The sequence below is a fragment of the Pseudomonas fluorescens genome, from assembly GCF_902497625.1.
GTDB classification, from domain to species: Bacteria; Pseudomonadota; Gammaproteobacteria; order Pseudomonadales; family Pseudomonadaceae; genus Aquipseudomonas; species Aquipseudomonas fluorescens_BQ.
In genome coordinates, this window is record NZ_CABVGX010000017.1 from 59,371 (window position 1) to 74,716 (window position 15,346).

Annotated in this window: 14 protein-coding genes and 2 pseudogenes; 10 read left to right on the top strand and 6 right to left on the bottom strand. The window is 54.9% G+C overall.

Annotation, left to right across the window (positions count from 1 at the left end; all coding sequences use genetic code 11):
• Nucleotides 1–13: 13 nt before the first annotated feature.
• Both F8N12_RS12575 and F8N12_RS12580 read left to right on the top strand, forming a co-directional pair.
• Nucleotides 14–1,129, top strand: a complete 1,116-nt coding sequence (locus F8N12_RS12575) for a reverse transcriptase family protein (RefSeq protein ID WP_053177954.1) — start codon at nucleotides 14–16, stop codon at nucleotides 1,127–1,129.
• Between the two features lie 275 nt (nucleotides 1,130–1,404).
• Nucleotides 1,405–2,223, top strand: a complete 819-nt coding sequence (locus tag F8N12_RS12580; RefSeq protein WP_025857584.1) for a hypothetical protein — start codon at nucleotides 1,405–1,407, stop codon at nucleotides 2,221–2,223.
• Between the two features lie 174 nt (nucleotides 2,224–2,397).
• Here F8N12_RS12580 and F8N12_RS12585 read toward each other — a convergent pair whose 3' ends face one another.
• Complete coding sequence (locus F8N12_RS12585; RefSeq protein WP_150580705.1) at nucleotides 2,398–3,315, bottom strand: DUF808 domain-containing protein; 918 nt, start codon at nucleotides 3,313–3,315, stop codon at nucleotides 2,398–2,400.
• A 352-nt stretch (nucleotides 3,316–3,667) separates the two neighbouring features.
• Here F8N12_RS12585 and F8N12_RS12590 point away from each other — a divergent pair, with 352 nt between their 5' ends.
• The 3 genes from F8N12_RS12590 to F8N12_RS27620 all read left to right on the top strand — a co-directional run bounded on the left by F8N12_RS12590 (nucleotide 3,668) and on the right by F8N12_RS27620 (nucleotide 7,611).
• Nucleotides 3,668–5,587 carry an ATP-dependent nuclease gene (locus F8N12_RS12590; protein ID WP_150580706.1) on the top strand — a complete coding sequence of 640 codons (1,920 nt, stop codon included), beginning with the start codon at nucleotides 3,668–3,670 and terminating at the stop codon, nucleotides 5,585–5,587.
• Nucleotides 5,584–7,260 carry a UvrD-helicase domain-containing protein gene (locus F8N12_RS12595; protein ID WP_150580707.1) on the top strand — a complete coding sequence of 559 codons (1,677 nt, stop codon included), beginning with the start codon at nucleotides 5,584–5,586 and terminating at the stop codon, nucleotides 7,258–7,260. Before F8N12_RS12590 ends, F8N12_RS12595 begins: the two co-directional genes overlap by 4 nt.
• 144 nt (nucleotides 7,261–7,404) lie before the next feature.
• Entirely contained in the window at nucleotides 7,405–7,611 is a 207-nt protein-coding gene (locus F8N12_RS27620) for a hypothetical protein (protein ID WP_191623160.1), read from the top strand.
• A 33-nt stretch (nucleotides 7,612–7,644) separates the two neighbouring features.
• Here the strand turns inward: F8N12_RS27620 and F8N12_RS12600 are convergent.
• A pseudogene (locus F8N12_RS12600) lies at nucleotides 7,645–7,968 on the bottom strand (calcium:proton antiporter); the annotation flags it as partial.
• A gap of 295 nt (nucleotides 7,969–8,263) precedes the next feature.
• Between F8N12_RS12600 and F8N12_RS12605 the strand changes: the two are divergent.
• Nucleotides 8,264–8,944: pseudogene (locus tag F8N12_RS12605) on the top strand (BMP family ABC transporter substrate-binding protein).
• On the top strand, nucleotides 8,929–9,882 hold the full coding sequence (locus F8N12_RS12610; RefSeq protein ID WP_150580708.1) for an adenosine deaminase: 954 nt from the start codon (nucleotides 8,929–8,931) through the stop codon (nucleotides 9,880–9,882). The pseudogene F8N12_RS12605 and the gene F8N12_RS12610 overlap by 16 nt, the downstream one beginning before the upstream one ends.
• 93 nt (nucleotides 9,883–9,975) lie before the next feature.
• On the opposite strand, the gene F8N12_RS12615 is transcribed toward F8N12_RS12610, so the two are convergent.
• Entirely contained in the window at nucleotides 9,976–10,713 is a 738-nt protein-coding gene (locus F8N12_RS12615; protein ID WP_150580709.1) for an ArsR/SmtB family transcription factor, read from the bottom strand.
• Between the two features lie 314 nt (nucleotides 10,714–11,027).
• Nucleotides 11,028–11,957: a LysR family transcriptional regulator gene (locus F8N12_RS12620; protein WP_150580710.1), complete on the bottom strand. Its 930-nt coding sequence runs from the start codon at nucleotides 11,955–11,957 to the stop codon at nucleotides 11,028–11,030.
• 123 nt (nucleotides 11,958–12,080) lie between these two features.
• On the opposite strand from F8N12_RS12620, the gene F8N12_RS12625 reads away from it, so the two are divergent.
• The 3 genes from F8N12_RS12625 (at nucleotide 12,081) to F8N12_RS27625 (ending at nucleotide 13,774) form a co-directional block, all read left to right on the top strand.
• Nucleotides 12,081–12,374 (top strand): putative quinol monooxygenase, encoded by a 294-nt coding sequence (locus F8N12_RS12625; RefSeq protein ID WP_150580711.1) that lies wholly within the window; start codon nucleotides 12,081–12,083, stop codon nucleotides 12,372–12,374.
• Nucleotides 12,375–12,406: 32 nt separating this feature from the next.
• Entirely contained in the window at nucleotides 12,407–13,420 is a 1,014-nt protein-coding gene (locus F8N12_RS12630) for a zinc-binding alcohol dehydrogenase family protein (protein ID WP_150580712.1), read from the top strand.
• A 186-nt stretch (nucleotides 13,421–13,606) separates the two neighbouring features.
• On the top strand, nucleotides 13,607–13,774 hold the full coding sequence (locus tag F8N12_RS27625) for a hypothetical protein (protein ID WP_191623161.1): 168 nt from the start codon (nucleotides 13,607–13,609) through the stop codon (nucleotides 13,772–13,774).
• Nucleotides 13,775–13,782: 8 nt separating this feature from the next.
• On the opposite strand, the gene F8N12_RS12635 is transcribed toward F8N12_RS27625, so the two are convergent.
• The gene (locus F8N12_RS12635; protein WP_150580713.1) at nucleotides 13,783–14,979 is read right to left on the bottom strand and encodes a multidrug effflux MFS transporter; all 1,197 of its coding nucleotides are present in this window, start codon (nucleotides 14,977–14,979) and stop codon (nucleotides 13,783–13,785) included.
• A gap of 148 nt (nucleotides 14,980–15,127) precedes the next feature.
• Nucleotides 15,128–15,325, bottom strand: a complete 198-nt coding sequence (locus F8N12_RS12640; RefSeq protein WP_150580714.1) for a heavy-metal-associated domain-containing protein — start codon at nucleotides 15,323–15,325, stop codon at nucleotides 15,128–15,130.
• Between the last annotated feature and the right edge of the window lie 21 nt (nucleotides 15,326–15,346).

A 15,346-nucleotide genomic window follows, 5' to 3' on the forward strand; every position in this document is an offset into this window, starting at 1 on the left:
CGGAAGCTTGGACATGGATGCTCCGTTCTATCCTCATAGCCCTATCCACAGCATCAGCGCCTTAGCACGTGCTCTCGGAGAGCCTGTCGAGAGGCTAATCGCACTTGCTCATCGTAGCTCTCGCCTTTATCGATATGTCCCGCAAACAAAAAAAGACGGCATAACACCCAGACATACCTATGATGCTCATGAGCCTCTGAAGACGATCCAGCGCAAGATCGTGGATCGGATCCTCAGCAAGGTTGCGTTCCCTGGATACCTGCACGGCGGTATCAGAGATCCCAAGCTACCCCGCAGCATTTACTCGAACGCTCGGGTTCATACCGGCGCCAAGACAGTCATCCTTCAGGACATCGCTGATTTCTTCCCGTCAATTACAAACGAGCACATTCATCGCTTGTTCGTGGGTCTCTTCCGTTTCTCCGCAGATGTAGCCACTCTGCTTGCGGATCTAGTTACTCGTGAGGGCCAGGTTCCACAAGGGGCGAGTACAAGTAGCTACTTGGCCAACCTAGTGTTTTGGGATATCGAGCCGGCGCTCGTCACTCGCTTTAAAGCTCAGGGACTGGCGTATTCGCGCTTCGCAGATGACATCACTGTTTCTTGCAAAACTCGTATTGATCAAGCTACTACCACCCAAGTTATTGCCTCTGTCACATGGATGCTCGGTCAGAAAGGCTGCCTGCAGAAGCGAAGCAAGCTGCATGTTCGTAAGCGCGGGCAAGCATTGATTACTGGCGATAAAGCTGACGCCGTCACCGTGACCGGATTAGTGGTGAGCGGGCCAATAACGGGGCTTCCCAAAAAACACCGATTGGCTATCCGCGCCGCCGTGAAACAGCTGGAGGATCGCGTCGAGGGTAATTCAGGTCATCTGTCCACTGATGATGAAAAGGAGATGCGTCGAGTAATGGGACGCATAGGCAGGTTGATCGCTTGTGGGCATCCAGAGGGGCAGCGCTTGAAGGCTCGCGTTCGAGTATTACTGACGCGTGCGCCACTTTTGGAGCGATATGCAGGTGCCGAGTTTCAGGTTCAGATGGTTGCGGAGACCACCGCAAATCTGAGCGTAGCGGCTAGCAGCTTGCAAATTAACCTGCCGGTGGATCTGCCTTGGAAAGCTGGCTAACCGTTGGCTGGAGGTTTATTTGGCTGTGATATTCAAGAGCGGTTTGGCTAGAAAATGGGGCGATGTCGCTGACATGCAGACGGAGCTTCAAGCTCCGTAACCGCAACAAATTTCCACCCTGCGATACAGGAAGTTAAAACATTAAAATTCCAGCACGAAAGCTAAATCGGTTCTACGAGAATACGTCTCAGAGCAACGTAATTCAGTCTGTGAGAAGGCTTATATTCACCCATTGCTCTCAGCCTATTGAAGAGCTTGGCCGGTATCACGCCGATATGGTCTATAGCAAAGGCGGGACAGGTATACTGATCAAGTACCAGCAGAAATTTTTTCTCCTGACGGCTCAACACGTTCTAGATGAGAACTACGAGGCGGCACAAAACGAGTCGCCGTTCTTCACTCACCTCTTTGCTAAGAGAGGTTGGGAAGGAATAGAGGGTATGGGATTCCCAATGCGCGGCTGGCGTATCGGTGAGCTGATAACGGCAGATAGTCCCTGTATCGACATGCAAGACATCGTGCTGATCGAGCTTTCATCCTCGCTATTCCGTTTTCCCGATAAATTCATCGACCTAGATGGCACGAATGGCCGTATAGCCGTAGCTGTAAGCGATTTGTATGACGGCATGTTATTGGTAGCCTCTGGCTACCCAATAGATGAAAACCCGATTGAGTATCCGTATGGCGATGACTACAACTGCTCGACAGTGATCAATAAGCATATCTTTCACGGTGTTTGTGAGTTCGAAGGATCAGCCCCCCTCCTGCGTTTTTTTAGTCAGATCACGCACTCAGAAATGAATGGAATGAGTGGCGGGATGGTTTCTAACCTAATGCCTAAATCCAACCAGGTTGCCTGGGTCGGTATGATTCAGAAAGCTGGTAATGGAATTCTCCGTTTCTATCCCGCATGCTGGATTATCCCAGCCATCAAGAACTATATGCAGGCGAGCCATTACGTCATAGATCCTGCTGTCCATATGGCAAATCTAGAAATTGAATCTACTCCAGAAGCAATCCAAGGTAGAGCAGAGTATTTCAAGATGATCAAGGTCATAACGGATGATATGAGGGCTAGAGAAGCAGGACATTAGCATTAGCCAATGCTCCTCCCTCGGCCCACTGCCCTACTTTTCAGGCTTAAAACGCCAGTTTGAATCACCTTATGCCAAACGCTGTTATGGGATCAACGGCGCTGAACCCAGCGATTCCTTACGAAGTAAGGTTGTATGCGATTCCAGATTCAACATCGTCGATGAGAGCTAGCTTTAAGCCTTACTTCCAGTGATGGATGTGATGCTTTTGACCACAAGTACGGCAACCATACCTACGAGCGCGCCTACCAGGCAGTGAATGCCTAAAGTTGCGAAGGTTTCCCACGCCCCTGCCCCTTCGACCAGTCTCTCAGCAAAGTGCTGCATCGGCCCGATGCCTTCTGTAATGAACGCCCCCCCGACCAGGAACATTGCCACAGTTCCGATCCAGGATAATGCTTTCATAAGCTTCGGAGCAGCCGACAGCAGCCATCCCCCGACAGTTCGCACCACAGAACCCCATGTACCGGCAGCTTTAGACTTCTGGAGAATAAGGCCGGCATCATCCAAGCGGACGATCCCCGCAACCAATCCGTAAACGCCCACTGTCATGACCACCGCGATCAGCGCTAACGTCAAAATCTGTTGGAGCATCGGGGCATCAGTAACGATATTTAGGGTGATGACGATGATCTCGGCGCTCAGAATGAAGTCCGTTCGAACAGCCCCTGCAATCTTCCGCTTTTCATAAGCTGCAAGCTCTTCAGGCGCCTTAGGCTTCGTTTTCTTTGGCTGCCCTGTGTCATCGTCTCGACCAGCCGTGAGCTTGTCCTTGATAGCCTCAAAGCCCTCATAACAGAGATATGCCCCACCAATCATGAGCAGCCAGTGAACCGCAGCAGGCAGCAGTGCGTTCAGCACCAATGCACAAGGCACCAGGATTGCTTTATTTCTCAACGACCCCTTGAAAACAGCCCAAACCACCGGTAGCTCTCGATCTGCTTTCATGCCGGTAACCTGCTCAGCATTCACAGCAAGGTCGTCGCTCAGGACGCTAGCCGATTTCTTTGCAGCGACTTTACTCATGAGCGAGATGTCGTCTAGCAGCGTGGCGATGTCATCCAATAACGCGAACAAGCTACTGCCGGCCATTTAAGGCTCCTTACGTTGATTTATTCTGTTCCCCCGAGCACCTCACGCATACCCACGCTAATGCCCCGCGTACACTCCTTCCGTAGGCTCAGGATTACCCTGTCGTCATCGGGTTACGGTGAGCACCTTTCTAGACAATGGACACACCATGCCGTTCATCAATAGCTAGGCGATCTGCAACAGAGCCTTCAAGACCGCACCAAATAATCTTTACTGAATGCTGGCCTACTAACATCTTTTAGATCAAACCGCCTATTCTAAGTCAGCGATATCCGAGCCGTTCGGCTGTCGGCGACGCGAACCGAGTCAGCAGACGCGGTACGTACACATCCTGGACGATGGGCGGTGAGCAATGAAGCTGCAGAGTATTCGGCTATGTAATTTTCAATCCTTCGGCAATGAGCCTACGGTAATCACATTCGAGGATGTCACCTACCTTATCGGCCCTAATGGCTCTGGAAAGACAGCAGTCCTGCAAGCGCTCTGCAGGTTGTTTGCCTTTGATCCAAGCCTCCGTCGAATCAAGCGATCCGACTTCCATGTGCCTGCTGATGAGGATTTGGTACCTGAGGAGCGCAGTCTGTGGCTGGAAGCGGATTTCGAATTCCCAGAGCTTCTAGAGGACGAGGACAACTCTACCGTGGCCCCGCACTTCGCTCATATGCGATTGGACACAGCCGAAGGGATCCCGCGCGCTAGATATCGATTGAGCGCAACGATGGGGATTGATGGGGACATTGAAGAGAACCTAGTTTTTGTCCTCGATGTTGATAAAGACGCCAACCCATTGTCGACCGCAGTAGTCACTCGAGTGCATCGCAATACAATTCAAATGCATTACCTCCCCGCCAGACGAGACCCTGCCGACCACATAACCTATGGCGCTAATGCCCTGCTCGGACGCTTGCTACGAGCCGTAAATTGGGAAGACGACCGAGAACGGATCAAAGGACTCACTGACGAAATCAGCGAATGCTTGTCAGGAAACCAATCAGTAAGTGCATTCAGTGAAAGCCTGAATTTGATGTGGAAGCGACTTCACAGGGGCACCTTTTTCACCGACCCCAAGCTCACTTTCGTCACATCCGAAATTGAGTCGCTTCTCAGACACATGTCAGTGTCGTTCTCACCAGGGCACGACGAGAATCTAGTCGACTTCTCTCGCCTCAGCGATGGACAGAAGTCGATGCTCTATCTATCACTGGTGTTGTCCTCTCACGCCATCGGGCGTGCAGTCCTAACTGGTAAGGACGTTTCTTTCGACGCTGACAAACTGAAGCCACCGTCATTTACGCTGATCGCAGTGGAGGAACCTGAAAACAGCCTCTCACCTCATTACCTAGGGCGCATCGTTAACGCCCTCAATAGCTCAATTGGGGGGGCAGACTCCCAGGCAATCATCGCCACGCATGCTCCATCCATGCTCCGCCGCGTGGATCCTGAGAACATCCGCTATCTACGCCTTGCTGCGAACCGCGCCACCAAAGTTACCTGTATAGCCCTACCCGACAAGGAAGATGAAGCTCATAAGTTTGTCCGAGAGGCTGTACAGGCCTTTCCGGAAGTCTATTTTTCCCGGCTAGTGGTACTGGGTGAGGGAGACAGCGAAGAAATTGTTCTTCCGAGAATTCTTCAGGCGAAAGGTGCGCCTGTTGATGAGTCGGCGGTGACCATCGCGCCACTGGGTGGTCGTCACGTCAACCATTTTTGGAGGTTGCTATCCGCGCTGGAGACGCCCTATGTAACCCTACTTGATCTCGACGTTGCACGACATCAAGGTGGGTGGGGACGTGTAACCAACGTCAATAATCAACTTGCAAAATTTGCTCCAGAGAAAAAGCTTCCCGCTTGGAATATAGCCAAGTGGAATGATGATCTCCCGGTTCGAACCCACCATTGGTTTGAAGAAGGAAAAGTGAGCGTATTTGTCGAGCTGGAGAAGCGCGGAGTTTTCTTCTCAGAGCCCATGGATTTGGACTTCTCAATGTTGCTCGCCTACCCAAATGCATATGATGTATCGCTAAGCGATCCGGATGAGTCGACTGTTAAGGCCGTCCTAGGCAAGAGTCATCATAAGTCCGACCAATACAATGCAGCGGAACAGCAACTTTTTGGCACCTACCACTCCAAGTTCAAACTAGGTAGCAAACCGGCAGCACACATCTCTGCCCTTGCAAAGCTCACTGATGAAGACCTGCTAAAGGCTCTTCCTCCTTCGTTAGATCGTTTGGCCAATGCAATCATCGCGGCGCTGGAGGACATCCCAGAATGATCAGCGCGGATGTATGGAAAGTCGCCGATGGCTTGACCTTGGAAACAAACGCCCTTCTCGCTGTGAGGGAGCTTGGAAAGTCGCTCGCGCTCACCGCAGGCCCAGGCGCAGGCAAAACGGAGGTTCTGGCGCAGCGGGCAGACTTTTTGCTACGCACCGGAAACTGCCGATACCCCAAGCGAATACTGGCGATCTCCTTCAAGGTCGATGCGAGCATAAACCTCAAGGAACGGATTCGTCGCAGATGCGGACTTGATCTGGCTGCACGCTTCGACAGCTACACCTTTCACGGCTTCGCCAAGCGCATCATTGATAGGTTTAGACCCGTGCTCACGGGCGGGGACTCTCTTGAGCCAAACTACTCCATAGGCGACGAACCAATTCAAGGCAAACAAATTAAGTTCGCGCAGCTCATACCTCTCGCAACGAAGATCTTGAGCAATTCAGTGGTTGCAAGAAATGCAATTTGTCAGACCTACGCTGATGTATTCCTTGATGAGTTCCAAGACTGCACTACTGAGCAGTACGCACTGCTGAAGCTTGTCTTCATGAATAAGCCAATTCGATTGACCGCCGTCGGTGACACCAAACAGAAAATTATGGGCTGGGCGGGAGCACTGGATGGCATATTTATAGACTACGCAAAGGACTTCGACGCCCGACCACTCAATCTATATCGAAACTTCCGATCTAAGCCTCGGCTTTTGCGGATGCAGAACGAGATCATTCGAACACTTGATCCTGCTGCGGTGATGGCAGATGACCTGATCATTGGAAACGACGGCGAACTCCTCGCTCGAAACTACGACAACAGTCACAGCGAAGCAGCCGCGTTGGCCAACATCATCCAGAAGTGGATAGATGTAGAGAAAATACCCCTACCAGAAATAGCGATTCTTTTTCCCAGGCAGATAGACCTCTACGGCACCCCCCTCATGGAGCAACTGGCAGCCAGAGGAATTCCCTATCGCAACGAGCATGAGTCTCAAGATCTAGTTAATGAGCCCGCCGCTCGCCTAATTATTGACTACCTATCATGCCTGTATCGGGAGCGAGAACCGAAGGCGTGGATCAATTTGATGGAGCAACTGGTTTCATTTAATGACGAGGACGGTGAGTCTGAGCTCCAGAGAAACTTCGAGCGCCTCTATCTTGCCCAGCGCAAGGAAGTGAAAAAATTGGCCCGATCTGACGCGCCTTATTCAGGATGGTGGGAGCTAACTATGAAGTTCCTAAAGAATATCGGCCTACCCGTGCTGACCACCCTTTCTTCTGACTACGAAGCAAAAGCCAGATTGAACGAGGTTATCAAGAACACGAGACAGCAAATTGAGAAACTGCTCGAGCAAGAACCGGATTTGCTCAAAGCACTTGATCTGTTCTCCAACGATCAAGCAGTCCGTTTTCTGACGATTCATAAAAGTAAAGGATTGGAATTCCACTCTGTAATTATGATCGGTGTAGAAACACAGACATTTTGGGGCAAAGTCCAAGAGGAGCGTTGCGGCTTCTTTGTGGGTGTTTCACGTGCCAAGGAGCGGTTGATGATCACGACATGCGACTTACGTTATCGACCGGCCTCAAACCCTCCAAGGTGGAATGAGCATCGCACTCCTCATGCTGAGTTCGTCACATACGTAACGCCATTTCTTTCCGCCCAGCCAAATGCCTGACAGGTAGCCGCGTGTCGCTGATCTTGTATGAACTCGCGGCAAGGATGCTCCCCACACAGCAAGTCATCCTTAGACCTCAAGCAGAGTCACAAACACGAGCTGAGGAAAATCTCCGGGCTTCCGGGGTATGCCATAGATAGAGGTGTGTCAGGAAGGACAAGGCAAGAGCACTCCCAATCAAATACACATCTTAATCTTCCCCATCAAGAGCAAGAGCAAGAGCAAGAGCAAGAGCAAGAGCAAGAGCAAGAGCAAGAGCAAGAGCAAGAGCAAGAGCAAGAGCAAGAGCAAGAGCAAGAGCAAGAGCAAGAGCAAGAGCAAGAGCAAGAGCAAGAGCAGGTCAAAGCCTAAGGGCTTTGACACCAAAGAGGGGTGTGTCTAGAAAATCACCGCCGAATAGATCGTGTCCCGCACCAGCGTCGGCGAGGCTTCGTTGCTCATCATGATCGCCAGGATTACCACTTCGACCAGCACAGCCGCCAGCGTCAAAATCATCGTGCCATAGGGGTCGCCAACTTTTTCCGCGAGCAATTCCGCGTGATGGGCGACGCGCATGGACGCCGCGACGATGAAGCCGATCAGCACCAGCCCGCCTACCAGCGCCACTGCCTGCCCGCTGTGCAGTAACCAGTGCTCCAGCGGATAGGCGACGAACGCGGCGATCAGGGCCAACAGGAGAAATTTTTCTTGCTTGATGAGTGAGAGCATTGCAGGCCTTCTTGCCGAGTAAAGCGAAAACAGTGTGATGAGCTACTGACTGCGGTGCGACGCTAACGTTTCGTTACATCTTCGCGCACCAGTGGAAGGCAGCGGGTTGGCGCGTGCACTTTTATCGGTCTGTGCAGTCCTCTGCGCGAGCAAGCTCGCCCACAGGAAGCTGCGGCGCTTTGCACGCGCAAGGCTTGCCCACGAAGACCGCTACGCGGTTTCGCAATGACAGTCGTCCTGTTGGTCAGCAATTTGCATTGGCTCCACCGGTCACAAAAAAATGGAGTTCGAGTTCATGCATGAACGTCCGTTGAAACAATGGCTGTGCGCCGTTGCGGCGGCCATCGGTCTGAGTGCCAGCCTGAACGCCAGTGTCACCGACCCGCTGAAAATCGGTTTCGTTTATATCGGCCCGATCGTTGACCAGCAGGACAAGAACCCGGGCACAGAAATGAAGCTGGCATGGGTCAACTCGTGGTTCGATCCGGACAAGGAAACCGATGCCGCCAACGTGCTGATGGATCAAGGCGTGAATGTAGCGTTCCAGCACAGCGACAGCCCGGCACCGATTCAGGCCGCCGAAAAGCGAGGCGTGTTTGCCGTCGGCAACGCATCAGACATGGCGTATTTCGGGCCCAAAGCGGTGCTGACTTTGATCGTCAACGACTGAGCGCGGCATTTACATTCTGGCGAACCGGAGCGTGATCGATCAGAAGTGGAAATCCCAGGATTACCGGGGTGGTTTGAGCGATCGACGCCGGGCTCCACCAAGCGCAACGCTCCTTCGCCCGGCCTGCCGATCAAAAACTTCGGATCAACATCACCCGGACCCACCCACATCGCGGCTATGGCACCCTTGCCACGGGATCCGCTGATGCCTGAACCGGCTGGTCAGGTTTTGCCAATTGTTTCGACGAGCACCTGTAGAATGCCGTCATCTGCACCTGATGAGAAAAGAATATGTACGACTGGCTGAACGCCCTGCCCAAGGCAGAACTGCACCTGCATCTGGAAGGCTCGCTGGAGCCCGAGCTGTTGTTCGCCCTGGCTGAACGCAACAAGATCGCCCTGCCGTGGAACGATGTCGAAACGCTGCGCGGGGCATATGCCTTCAACAATTTACAGGAATTCCTCGACCTGTATTACCAGGGCGCCGACGTGTTGCGCACCTCCCAGGATTTCTACGACCTGACCTGGGCGTACCTGCTGCGTTGCAAGGCGCAGAACGTGATTCACACCGAACCGTTCTTCGACCCGCAAACCCACACCGACCGTGGCGTTCCTTTCGAGGTGGTGCTCAACGGTATCGCCGCAGCGTTGAAGGATGGCGAACAGCAACTGGGCATCACCAGCGGTTTGATCCTGAGTTTCCTGCGCCACTTGAGCGAAGCAGAAGCTGAAAAAACCCTCGACCAGGCGCTACCGTTCCGCGATGCGTTTGTCGCGGTGGGTCTGGACAGTTCGGAAATGGGTCACCCGCCGAGCAAGTTCCAGCGTGTGTTTGATCGTGCCCGCGACGAAGGCTTCCTGACGGTTGCACACGCCGGTGAAGAAGGCCCGCCGGAATACATCTGGGAAGCGCTTGATCTGCTGAAAATCCAGCGAATCGACCATGGTGTGCGCGCCATTGAAGACGAACGCCTGATGCAACGGATCATCGACGAACAAATCCCGCTGACTGTATGCCCGTTGTCCAACACCAAGCTGTGCGTGTTCGATCACATGTCGCAGCACAACATCCTCGACATGCTCGAGCGTGGGGTGAAGGTCACCGTGAATTCCGATGACCCGGCGTACTTCGGTGGTTATGTCACCGAGAACTTCCATGCGCTGTATACCGATCTGGGCATGACTCAGGACCAGGCCAAGCGTCTGGCGCAGAACAGTCTGGATGCCAGATTGATCAAACCTTAGATCGATCTAACTAGTCACCGAGCATAGCCGCGCTCTGAGGTCGGAACGCAAAGCGTCCCGATTGCCGGACAGAGCGTGGCAACGTTTCAAAGGCTAAGCCATCTCGAGCTCGGTCTCTTTGGCGAAGCGGTGAATTTCCCGCTGCCCCGTCGCAGTCACTTGCAAGGCTCGCGAATCGTTCGGCAAGCTCAGCCAGCCCGACTGCATGAACAATTGCAGCAGCGCCGCACCCAATGACCCGCCCATGTGCGGCCGTCTTTCACTCCAGTCAGGACACGCACACGCTGATTTGCTGCTGGTGTGTGCCAACGCTTGAACATACACGCCTCGGTTCGCCAGTTGCGTGGCGCCCTTATGGGTGATCGACACGCGCCGATCGAACTGCTCGATCCAGCCAGCCTCCAGCAAACGCTGATAAAGGTCTGCGGCCAGGGTGCCGCCCAGATGATCGTCGCAGAGCCGGGCGCGCAGCAATGAAGAAGGTGCAGCCTGAGGTTTCGGGACAGGAATGGGGGCAGTACGCCTGAACACATCCGGAATATCCTGTGGCGTGCTGGCGATGGTCGCACTCGCCAGTGCCTCAATGGCGATGGCGATTTCAGGGGCAGCCAGGCGAAAGAATCGCTTGCGACCGCGGGTTTCGACTTTTAACAGACCTCCGGCGGACAAACGCCCCAGGTGTGCACTGGCCGAAGAGGGTGAAAGCCTGGCCAGGAGCGCCAGCTCTTCGGCTTGCCGCGCAGAGCCATCCATCAAGGCCCACATCATTGCGCTGCGCTTTGGGTCAGCCAGCAACGTGGCAATCTGGCTGATGCAAGGTGCATGTTCCATGTATTCACTCCCTGTTGAATCGTTTCGTCTGCTGCTCGGAGAGCATCTTGACCAGTAATGTGTCTTCGGCCAAGACGGGAAAACCGCCGTTTATCGGGCAAAGCCATCGCATACCCAGGCGAGCGCTCTGCAGCTTCGCGAAGGAATTGATAATCGCCGCAAAGATTGTCCGTCAATCACTGACGCGCCCTGGTGAATCGGCAATCCGCACATGAGGGCGGTCCACAGTATAAGCCTGTTGCCCACCGGTTCCTGCCCTCCGGAAACCATTGGTGGTGATAGTTTCTGAGAGAAATTTCGCTATTTACCTGCGACTAAGGAGCAATCGCCGAGAAAGGCGAGAACTGACTACTTAATAGAGCGCATCGGCTGGCAAGCATTTCACGCAAAAGGTTCACTGGCTTACTCAACTGTGCGCGATGAGCGCACAAGAGATTCAGAGGAGCTCGCTCGCATTGCAGTTCCGGCAGCAAAATTTTCAAGCGACCGGCCAGTACATCAGCTGCAACATCCAGCCAGGATTTGTAAGCGATACCCGCGCCTGCGAGCGCCCATAAACGCACCACGTCGGCATCGTCACTGAAGCGATCACCACTGACGGTCAGGCCGACTTCACGCTTGCCATCGTGAAAACTCCAGCGATCGTGAACCCGGCTGCCCAGCATGAACAGCAGGCAGTTGTGCTGAGCCAGTTGCTCCAGCTGCCGCGGCTCACCGTGCCGAGCCAGGTAACCAGGTGCCGCACACAAGACACGGCGGTTTTGCGCGGCGATTGGCAAGGCTACCAGGCTTGAATCCTCTGGCTCGCCGTACCGCAGGGCAATGTCCACCGGTTGGCGAAAGAGGTCGGCAATGCGGTCGCCGAGCAACAGGCGCACCGTAAGTTTTGGATGCTCACGCTGGAATTCGTCCAGCCAGGGCAGTAGCACATTGCGACCGAAATCCGAGGGTGCGGATAGCTGCAATATGCCGCTGACCTGATCCTGGCCGCTCTTCAACAAACGACGGCCCTCTTCCAGATTCCCCAAGGCGGCCCGGGCATATTCGAGAAATCCCTCGCCTTCAGCGGTCAGACGCAGGCTGCGCGTCGAACGAGCGAGCAAGCGCGCGCCCAGTTGCTGTTCGATGCGCTTCAATGCCGCGCTGGCTACCGCGGCGGACATGTCCATGACCCGCGCCGCTGCCGACAGGCTGCCAAGGTCTGCCGCGCGAACAAATAAATGCAGGTCATCGAAACGCAGCATCGTCCAGCCCCTGATTATCAAAAAAATATTGAAAGAGACTGCTCTTTTAGCGGGTTTTATCTTGCGGTGAAATAGCTAATCATCCCCTGCATCATTAAATCACCTGCACAATCGGAGCCAGCCATGTCTCAAGCCTTTACTGCCATCGCCACCCTAATTGCCAAACCGGGTCAGCAAGAGGCTCTCGCACAGCACCTGCGCGCATTGGTTGAGCCAACCCGGGCTGAAGCCGGATGCGGTCAATACGATCTGCATCAGGACCTGGCAAATCCGCTGGCCTTTTACATGATCGAGCAGTGGAGCAGCGACGAGGCTCTGCAAGCCCACGACGCCAGTGCGCACATCCAGAATTTTCGCGCCAAGGCTGACGCCTTTCTTCAACACTTCGAGCTCAAGCGCCTGCGCTCGGTGGCCTGAACCCTTCTTCCATTACCGTCCAGGAATTCTTCATGAAAGCCATTGCCTATTACAACTCGCTGCCGATCAGCGACGAAAAGTCCCTGCAAGACATCGAGCTGCCTTCGCCGGTCGCCGGGCCGCGCGAACTGTTAGTGGAAGTGAAGGCCATCTCGGTCAACCCGGTGGATACCAAGATTCGCCAGAACGTCCAGCCGGAAGATGGCGCTGCGAAGGTGCTGGGCTGGGATGTCGCCGGTGTGGTCAAGGCAGTCGGTAGTGAAGTGACCTTGTTCAAGGCTGGCGACAAGGTCTATTACGCCGGCTCCATCGCCCGTGCCGGCGGCAACAGCGAGCTGCACGTGGTCGATGAACGAATCGTCGGCCATATGCCAAAGACCCTCGGTTTCGCCGAAGCCGCCGCGCTGCCGCTGACCTCGATCACCGCGTGGGAACTGCTGTTCGAACGGCTGCAGGTTCGCGAGGGTAAAACTGATGAAGGGCAAAGTTTGTTGATTGTCGGTGCTGCCGGCGGCGTCGGTTCGATCCTGACTCAGCTGGCGCACCAGTTGACCGGGCTGAAAGTGATCGGCACCGCTTCGCGCCCGCAGACACAGAGCTGGGTGCGCGAGCTGGGCGCCGATCTGATCATCGATCACAGCCAACCGCTGAGCGAGGAGCTCAAGCGCGCCGGCGTCGATCAGGTGACGCACGTTGCCAGCCTGACCGAAACAGGGCATCACCTTGATCAACTGGTGGAAGCGTTGGCACCACAAGGCAAACTGGCGCTGATTGACGATCCCAAATCACTGGACGTGACCAAGCTCAAGCGCAAGAGCCTGTCGCTGCATTGGGAGTTCATGTACACCCGGTCGCTGTTTGAAACGCCGGACATGATCGAGCAACACCACCTGCTCAATCGCGTGGCGCAGTTGATCGACGAGGGTACATTGAAGACGACGGTCGGCGAGCATTTCGGAACGATCAACGCGGTCAACCTGCGCCGCGCACATGAACTGCTGGAAAGCGGCAAGTCGAAGGGCAAGATTGTGCTTGAGGGTTTCTGAGGATCGAAAGATGCGGGCTTTGCCAGTTCCTACGGATTTGTCCCACAGTTGAACCCGTAGAAGCCGGCGAAGCTTGCAATGTTCTGCCGTCAGTCCGAAGGTTGACCTCTGTCACAACTGCAAGGGTATTCGGGTCTACAATCGGAGCCTCTGCAAGACAATCTTTTACGCAAAGGGAGGTCAGCAATGAAGATCCTGATAAAAGAATTGGCAAAATCTCAATGGCAGGTCCGCCTGGATCAGCATTCGGTGACATTCCGCAGCGAAGCCGAAGCTCGCGCCTTCACCCGCACCCTTGAAGCGCGTCTGCGCGCCCCTCATCAGTTTCCCGATCAGCAGCGCGCCGCTGGTTGAGTCCCTCTTCAAACCTGGGCTTGAAGCAGCGCCCGGGCATTTTGCAGACGCCGGGTGAGCATCGCCGCGCTCACCACCACAACTGCACACAGGCTGATGACCATGGCCATCGGTACTGCCGTGCCGTCGAACAAAAAACCCACCAGCCAGGCGGCGCCCGCAGCAACACTGAATTGCAGGCAACCAAGCATCGCCGACGCACTCCCGGCACGTGCGCCCTGGCCGTTCATCGCACAGGCCGAGGCGTTGGGCAGAATGCAGCCCAGGCTGGCCATGCAGATGAACAACGGCACCAATAGCGGCCACAGTTGTTTCGTGTGCAGCGAACTGACTATAAGCAAGGTCAGCGCAGCCGCCAGGTAAACCCACACAGCGCGCACCAGCAGGAATGCCGGGCCACGCTTTGCGAGCAAGCGTGCATTGATTTGCGCCACCAGAATGAAACCCGCCGCATTGGTGCCGAACAGCCAGCCGAAGTGTTCAGCCGGCACGCCATAGAGTTTGATGAAGACGAAGGGCGAACCGGTGATGTAGGCGAACATCCCGGCGATTGCAATGCCGCCGGTCAGCGCGTGGCCAAGAAAGATCCGGTCTGACAACAGCCGACCATATTGGCGCAGCGCACCTGACAACGGCTGACGTGGCGCATGGGCAGGCATGCTTTCCGGCAACCCCAGCGCCACGGCCAGCGCCGCCAGTGCACTGAAACCCGTCAGCGTCAGAAAAATCGACTGCCAACCCGTGGTGTTGACCAGCAAGCCGCCCAGCATGGGCGCGAGGATCGGCGCCAGGCCCATCACCAGCATCAGTTGTGAAAAAACTTTGGCCGAGCCCACGGCATCGCACTTGTCACTGACAATCGCCCGCGAAATCACCATCCCCGCACAACCGCCCAATGCCTGAATGAAACGCGCAGCGATCAGCCATTCGAGATTGGGTGCATAAGCGCACGCCAGGGACGCAGCCGTGAACAGACCGACGCCGGCCAGCAACGGAATGCGGCGTCCGAAGCGGTCTGCCACAGGTCCGTACAGCAACTGACCAATCGACAAACCAGCGAAGTACGCCGCCAGCGTGAGTTGGACGTGTGCTTCGTCAGTGCCGAATGCCAGCGCCATGGTCGGGAACGCTGGCAGATAGAAATCTATCGCCAGCGGCCCAAATGCGCTCAAGGCGCCAAGTATCAAGATGGAACGGAAATTCATCGGGCATCCAGTGGGACAAGTCAGCAGCCCAACAGTCTAGCTGCGCGGCAACGCCTTGAACATCCGATAGGTCGCTAACTATTAAATTCCGCTACATGCCTGCACGGATGTGGGAGCGGTCCGGCTCCCACGGAACAAGTGTTCAGCGTCAGACGACTTTAGCTTCGTAGCCTTCATCAGTAATCGCAGCGATCACCTGCTCCACCGTCAGCGCGCTCTCGACACCGACTTCTTTCGCCGCCAGATCGACCCGTACACTGGCCGCCGGATCCTGCGCTTGCAGCGCCTGGGTGATGGCTTTTACACAGTGGCCGCACGACATACCTTGAACGTTGAATAACTGCATGGGATGACTCCTTTGATGAGG